General features: G+C 68.1%; 6 protein-coding genes and 1 pseudogene. 3 read left to right on the forward strand and 4 right to left on the reverse strand.

Going from position 1 to position 7174, the window contains the following annotated elements:
• From IP86_RS11245 to exbB, 3 genes and pseudogenes are all read right to left on the reverse strand, one after another.
• Positions 1–466 (reverse strand): annotated as a pseudogene (locus tag IP86_RS11245) (energy transducer TonB); the annotation flags it as partial.
• A complete protein-coding gene (exbD, locus tag IP86_RS11250) occupies positions 463–897 on the reverse strand; it encodes a TonB system transport protein ExbD (RefSeq protein WP_054162618.1) in 435 nt (144 codons plus the stop codon). The gene exbD and the pseudogene IP86_RS11245, both read right to left, overlap by 4 nt.
• Before the next feature lie 3 nt (positions 898–900).
• Entirely contained in the window at positions 901–1674 is a 774-nt protein-coding gene (exbB, locus tag IP86_RS11255) for a tonB-system energizer ExbB (RefSeq protein ID WP_245290596.1), read from the reverse strand.
• 481 nt (positions 1675–2155) lie between these two features.
• On the opposite strand from exbB, the gene IP86_RS11260 reads away from it, so the two are divergent.
• The 3 genes from IP86_RS11260 to IP86_RS11270 are packed head-to-tail and all read left to right on the forward strand — an operon-like array spanning position 2156 to position 5359.
• Positions 2156–3004 (forward strand): enoyl-CoA hydratase, encoded by an 849-nt coding sequence (locus IP86_RS11260; protein WP_054162620.1) that lies wholly within the window; start codon positions 2156–2158, stop codon positions 3002–3004.
• Positions 3005–3007: 3 nt separating this feature from the next.
• Positions 3008–4144 carry an acyl-CoA dehydrogenase family protein gene (locus IP86_RS11265; RefSeq protein ID WP_054162621.1) on the forward strand — a complete coding sequence of 379 codons (1137 nt, stop codon included), beginning with the start codon at positions 3008–3010 and terminating at the stop codon, positions 4142–4144.
• A gap of 18 nt (positions 4145–4162) precedes the next feature.
• The gene (locus IP86_RS11270; protein WP_054162622.1) at positions 4163–5359 is read left to right on the forward strand and encodes an acyl-CoA dehydrogenase family protein; all 1197 of its coding nucleotides are present in this window, start codon (positions 4163–4165) and stop codon (positions 5357–5359) included.
• Between the two features lie 298 nt (positions 5360–5657).
• Here the strand turns inward: IP86_RS11270 and IP86_RS11275 are convergent, their stop codons facing one another.
• Entirely contained in the window at positions 5658–6992 is a 1335-nt protein-coding gene (locus tag IP86_RS11275; RefSeq protein WP_054162623.1) for a phenylacetate--CoA ligase family protein, read from the reverse strand.
• Positions 6993–7174: the final 182 nt, after the last annotated feature.

Here is a 7174-nt window from a genome sequence, read left to right on the forward strand (position 1 = left end):
CCTCCTCGCGCGCGGCGCGCTTCGGCTCCGGCTTGGGTTTGGAGACCGGCTTCGCTGGCTCAGGCGGCTTGGCGATTTCGGCCGGCCTGGCCGGCTGCGGCAGCGCCACCGCCGGTGACGGCGCGACCGGGACGGGTGCAGTCTGCGGCTCGGCCTGCCGCTGCACTGGCTCATCAGTCGGTTTGTTCGGCTCACTCCGCTCGGCCGGCTCCGGCGCCTGCTGCATCGTCGGCCCCGGCGCGAGGTCCTGCTGTTGCAGCGCAGGCGCGGCGGAGGCCGGCGACAAGTCGACCGTGATGACCGGCATGTCGACGCCGGGCGGCGGGACCTGCTGATACCAGGCGAGTGCGGCGGCGATCAGTACGAGATGCGCCGCGACGATCGCGATCGCCGACGCCAGCCATTGCTGCGCGCGGCCGCGGCCGGGCTCGTCGTGCAGCGCGTAGGCATTGGCCGGTTCATTCATGGGCCGTCGCGCCCATCGAGGCCGACCAGCGCGACCTTGAGATAGCCGGCGTCGCGCAGCAGGTTCATCACCGCCATCAGCTCGCCATAGCTGACCGCCTTGTCGGCGCGCAGAAAGATGCGCTCGTCCTTGTTGCTGTTCGTCGCGGTCGCCAGCGCGTCGCCGAGCGCGTCGCGCGCGACCGGGCTTTCGCCGATCGCCAGCGTCAGGTCGGACTGCAGCGTCAGATACACGGGTTTGTCGGGACGGGGCTGCGGCGCCGCCGTGCTTGCCGGCAGATCGACGCCGAGATCGACGGTAGCGAGCGGCGCCGCCACCATGAAGATGATCAGCAGCACCAGCATCACGTCGATGAACGGCGTGACGTTGATCTCGTGCGCGACGGCGAGATCGTCCTCCACCGGCTGCCGCCGTCCGAGCCGCACGCCCATGCCCTACTCCGCGGCCCGCGCCATCAGCCGCGCCGAGCGGCCACGATCGCGGCTGACCAACAGCAGCACCTGCGCAGAGGCGTCGCCGAGCAGCGCGCGATAATTGGCGATCTGGCGGACCAGGTAGTTGTAGATCACCACCGCCGGCACCGCGGCGACGAGGCCGAGCGCGGTGGCGAGCAGCGCCTCGGCGATGCCCGGCGCGACCACGGCGAGATTGGTGGTGTGCGCCTCGGAGATGCCGATGAAGGCGTTCATGATGCCCCACACCGTGCCGAACAGCCCGACGAACGGCGCCACCGCGCCGATGGTGGCGAGGATGCCGGTGCCGCGCGCGATCTTGCGCGACATCGCCGCCTCCGTCCGCTCCAGCCGCAGCGCGACGCGCTCCTTGAAATCGTCGTCGAAGTTCCAGCCGGACAGCTGCGCCTCGCGCGCCGCGCTCTGGATCAATTCGCCGACGCCGTCCTGCGCCTCGGTGTCGCGCAGCGCGGCGAGCGTGGTGTCGGTCTCGAGCGACGCGAGCGCCACGCGGGCGCGCGCGGTTTCGCGGCGCAACTCCACGGTCTTCGACAGCCACACCGTCCAGGTCGCCAGCGAGGCGAGCGCCAGACCGGCCATCACCACCTGCACGACGATGTCGGCGTTCGTGAACATCCCCCACGGCGACAGATCGCGCGGCAGCGTCGCCAACGCGTTCGCCGCCTCTGCGCCCGCGGAACCGATCAGCAGCAGCGCCGCAGCCGCAACGCCGCGCCACGCGGACGTGCGGATCATCAGGGCAACACGGAACTGCGGCATCATCGACTTTCGGTAGGGACAATCAGGCCGCGACCTATCGCACGGATGGGCACGACGAAAAAATCAATTCTGGCCGGACTTTGGCCGCACGAGGCTAAGCCTGTCGCACAACCGTGCGGCGCGCGGATTGTTTTGCCTCAAAGCGGGATCGCGTCGTCATCTGGTCCAGCCGGTTCAATTCATCCACATGCACTGAGTCCTCATGCTGAGGAACCCGGCGAAGCCGGGCGTCTCGAAGGATGGGCAACGCGTCCCCTGCGGCCCATGGTTCGAGACGGCGCTGCGCGCCTCCTCACCATGAGGTTGTGGATGTGGCGAAATCTGCAGGCCGGCCGGGCTTCAGCGCCGCCCTGCGGAATTAGCGCAGCAAATCGGATTTGCGGTCGCGTGGACGACCTGCCAGACTGTGCGGAACAACAACCGGCCACCGCCGGCACAACAAGAAACGGGAGGATGCATGGGCGCCTACGAGACGCTCGTGGTCGACCGTCCCGATCCGGCGATCGCCCGGATCGTGATGAACCGGCCGGAGGCGCGCAACGCGCAAAATCTGCAGATGACCTACGACCTCAACGCCGCGTTCGACGACGCGGTGCAGGACGATGCGGTCAAGGTGATCATTCTGGCCGGCAACGGTCCGCACTTCTCGGCCGGTCACGACCTGCGCGCCACAACGAAGAACGAAGCCGGCGTCGACTTTGCGCCGGTCGGCGGCTGGGGCGGGTTTCGCGAGCCGGGAGCGCACGGCCGGATGGCGCGCGAGCAGGAGATCTATCTGCAGATCACCCGGCGCTGGCGCAATCTCGCCAAGCCGACCATCGCCGAGGTACACGGCAAGTGCATCGCCGGCGGGCTGATGCTGGCCTGGGCCTGCGACCTGATCGTCGCCGCCGACAACGCCGAGTTCTGCGATCCCGTGGTGACGATGGGCGTGTGCGGCGTCGAATGGTTCGTGCATCCCTGGGAGCTCGGCCCGCGCAAGGCCAAGGAGCTGCTGTTCACCGCCGACAGCTGGAGCGCGCAAAACGCGCATCAGCTGGGCATGGTCAATCACGTGGTGCCCGCGAGCGAACTCAGCGACTTCACGCTGCAGCTGGCGCTACGCATCGCCGCAAAGCCGGCCTTCGCGCTGAAGATGACCAAGGAAGCGGTCAACCGCTCGGTCGATATCATGGGCCAGCCGGCCGCGATCGATCAGGCGTTCGCGCTGCATCAGCTGTGTCACGCTCACAATCTGCAGGAGTTTGGAATGATCGTCGACCCAACGGGACTACATCCGTCGGTGCGCAAACAGGTGAAGGTGTAAGCGATGGATCTCACGCCGAGTGACGAACAGCGGCTGCTGCGCGAAAGCGCCGACCGCTTCATCGCCGAGACCTATACGGCCAAGCTGCGCGACCACAACGCCAAGGAGCCGTCCGGCTTCAGCGAGGCGATCTGGAAGCAGTTCGCCGAGCTCGGCTGGCTGGCCCTGCCGCTGCCCGAACAGCATGGCGGCATCGGCGGCGGCGCGATCGAGGTCGGCATCCTGATGGAAGCGTTCGGCCGCGGTTTGGTCAGCGAGCCCTATCTGTCGACCGTGGTGCTGGGCGCTGGCCTCGTCGCCGAGCACGGCCGCGACGAGCAGAAAGCTGCGCTGCTGCCGCAGATCGCCGAGGGCACGCTGCGGATCGCCTTCGCCCATGCCGAACGCGCGGCGCGCGCAGATCTCGCCCGTGTCGATACGACGGCGCGCAAGGACGGCGATGGCTATGTGCTCAGCGGCGCCAAGGTCGCGGTGCTGGACGGCGGGTCGGCGCATCAGCTGATCGTGTCGGCGCGGCTGGCGAACAACGGCAGCGGCTCGCTGCGGCTGTTTTTGGTGCCGCGTGATGCGGCGGGGCTGACGCTTGCGGACTATCCGCGGCTCGGCGGCGGACGGGCGTGCAACCTGACGCTGGAGGATGTGCGGGTGCCGGCCGACGCGGTGCTCGGCGCCGATGGCGATGCGTATCCGGCGGTCGAGGCCGTGGTCGATCGCGCCCTCGCCGCGATGTCGGCCGAAGCGGTCGGCATGATGCAGACGCTGACCGACAAGACGCTCGACTACACCAAGGTTCGCAAACAGTTCGGCCGGCCGCTCGCCGCCAACCAGGTGGTGCGGCATCGGCTGACCGACATGTCGGTGCAGGTCGACGAAGCCCGCTCGATGGCGCTGCGTGCGGCGCTGAAGGCCGACGCGGACGCCGCCGAGCGCGGGCGTGCCGCCTCCGGCGCCAAGGCCAAGATCGGCAAGGGCGCGCGCTTCGTCGCCGAGCAGTCGGTGCAGCTGCACGGCGGCATGGGCGTCACCGATGAACTCGACGTCGGCGCGTATTTCAAACGGCTGCTGGCGTTCGAGACGCTGTTCGGCGGCAGCACGCATCATTATCGCCGCCACGCCGCGCTCAGCGGCCGGCCTGTTTAAGCAAAGCGAGGCATCGACATGGATATGACCTTCGGCGAAGCCGAGCTCGCCTTCCAGCAGGAAGTCCGCGACTTCATCGCGGCGAATCTCACGCCCGACATGAAGCGCGCCGAGTCGCTCAACGCCTCGGTGTTCTCGGAGCCGGAGAGCGGCGTGCCGTGGCAGCGCGCCCTCAATGCCAAGGGCTGGGGCGCGCCGGGCTGGCCGGTCGAATATGGCGGGCCCGGCTGGACGCCGGCGCAGCGCTGGATTTTCGAAACTGAATGCGCCCACGCGGGCGTGCCGACGCCGACGCCGATGGGTGTCAAGATGGTCGGCCCGGTGATCATCGGCTTCGGCTCGCCGGAGCAGAAGAACTACTTCCTGCCGCGGATTCTGTCCTGCGAGGATTATTGGTGCCAGGGCTATTCCGAGCCGGGCTCGGGCTCGGACCTGTCGTCGCTGAAGACCCGTGCGGTCCGTGACGGCGACGAGTACGTCATCAACGGCACCAAGATCTGGACCACCCACGCGCACAACGCCAACATGATGTTCGCGCTGGTGCGTACCAGCGACGAGCCGCGGCAGCAGGACGGCATCAGCTTCGTGCTGATCGACATGAAGAGCCCCGGCATCACCATCCGGCCGATCCTGACCATCGGCGGCGACCACGAGGTCAACCAGGTGTTCTTCGACGACGTCCGGATTCCGGCGTCGAACCTGGTCGGCGAGGAAGGCAAGGGCTGGACCTACGGCAAGTATCTGCTCGAATTCGAGCGTGGCTCCGGCATCGCCTCGGCCAAGCTGCGCAAGGCGCTGCACCGGACGGCTGAGCTCGCCTCCTCGGAGGCAACCGGCCGGGCGATCGAGGATCCGGACATCGCGATCCGGATGTCGGAGGCCGAGGTCGATATCGACGCGCAGGAAATGACCGAGCTGCGCGTGCTGTCCGCGCTGCAGAACGGCCAGAACCCGGGCGCGGTGTCGTCGATCCTCAAGCTGCGCACCAGCGAGATCTATCAGGCGGTGAGCCGGCTCGGCGTCGACGTCATCGGCAACGATGGCCTCTACGTCGAACCGACCCGCCCGCTGCACCGCCTCAACGCCGCGCCGGCGATTCCGGAAGACGAACTCGCCGTGATGCCGACCCACCTCAACGGCCGCGCCTACACCATCTTCGGCGGCACCTCGGAGATCCAGCGCGATATCATCAGCAAGCTGGTGCTGGGGTTGTAACAGCCCCGCCCCGCCTCGGTTGACCGCACGCCACGCGGTGTGCCCCGGACGCTGCGCAGCGCGCCGCTCTTGCGGCGTGGTGCGCTGCAGATCCGGGGCCCCGGTTACGGGGTTTGCGCCTCAACCGGGATCCCGGGTCTGCGGAGCAGCACTACGTGCTGCACCGCGCCCGGGACACGGGCTGGCGAAACAGGCAACCTCTCCACGTCATTGCGAGGAGCGCAGCGACGAAGCAATCCAGCGCCCCGTGCAGGAGCTGGATTGCTTCGCTTCGCTCGCAATGACGGGGAGAGGTCCGTCAGATATTCCGCTGATCCTTCACCCGCACGGCCTTGCCCTGCGAGCGCGGGACTTCACCCGGCGATTTCACCGCGACCTTGCACGTCACGCCGATCAGCGACTTGATGTGGTGCGTCACCTCGGACGCCTTCTTGGCCAGCGCGGCCTCGTCGCGCGGGGCGTCGGGGGCGATCTCGACTTCGACCGTCATGGCGTCGAGCGCTTTCTCCCGCGTCAGCACGATCTGGTAGTGCGGCGCGATGCCGGGGAAGCCGATCAGCACCGACTCGACCTGCGACGGATAGACGTTGACGCCGCGGATGATCAGCATGTCGTCGTCGCGGCCGGTGACGCGCATGATGCGGACATGCGTGCGGCCGCAGGCGCAGGGCTCGAGGTTGAGGCTGGTGATGTCGCGGGTGCGGTACCGGATCATCGGCAGCGCTTCCTTGGTCAGCGTGGTGATCACCAGCTCACCCGGCGCACCCATCGGCAGCACCTGCAGCGTCTCCGGATCGATGGTTTCGAACAGGAAGTGATCCTCCCAGCCGTGCAGGCCATTCTGCGCCACCGCGCATTCGCAGGCGACGCCGGGGCCCATGATTTCGGACAGGCCGTAGACGTCGACCGCCTTGATGCCGAGCCGCGCTTCGAGATCGCGGCGCATCGCGCCAGACCACGGTTCGGCGCCGAACAGGCCGACGCGCAGCGGCGCGTCGCGCAGATTGATGCCCATCTGCTCGGCGACTTCGGCGATGTTCAGCGCGTAGCTCGGCGTGCAGCACAACGCGTTGGCGCCGAAATCGGCGATCAGCTGCACCTGCCGCTCGGTGCCGCCGCCCGACGCCGGCACCACGGTGCAGCCGAGCCGCTCGGCGCCGTAATGCGCACCGAGGCCGCCGGTGAACAGGCCGTAGCCGTAGGCGTTGTGCACGATGTCGTCGGGCGAGACGCCGGCCCCGACCATCGACCGCGCCATCAGCTCGGCCCAGACGTCGAGATCGTTGCGCGTGTAGCCGACCACGGTCGGCTTGCCGGTGGTGCCCGACGAAGCGTGGATCCGCGGCATCTGAGCGCGCGGCACCGCGAACATGCCGAACGGATAGTTGTCGCGCAGATCGGTCTTCTTGGTGAAGGGAAACTTCGCGAGGTCGGCGAGCGATGTCAGGTCGCCCGGCTTGACGCCGGCCTCATCAAAGGTCCGGCGATAATGCGCCACGTCGCGATACGCCCGCTCGACGATCTTGCGCAGCCGCTCGAACTGCAGCGCCGCCAGCTGCGGCCGCGGCATGGTCTCGATGGCGGCATCGAGCATAGGAACAGCGGGTTCACGCAATGCGGCCTGGGCAACCATCAAAGTATTCCCTTGTCAGAGTCTGATTTTTCCTCTCCGCGCGCGGGGGAGAGGCGAGAGACGCGTCTCATGCGTGATGCAGAACGATGCGGTTGCCCGGCGCACGGCGAGCTCCCTCTCCCGCTTGCGGGAGAGGGCTGGGGTGAGGGCGACGCAGGCACTGACTCTCGACTGCGCGGAGG

It is taken from the genome of Rhodopseudomonas sp. AAP120 (assembly GCF_001295845.1).
Taxonomy (GTDB): Bacteria; Pseudomonadota; Alphaproteobacteria; order Rhizobiales; family Xanthobacteraceae; genus Rhodopseudomonas.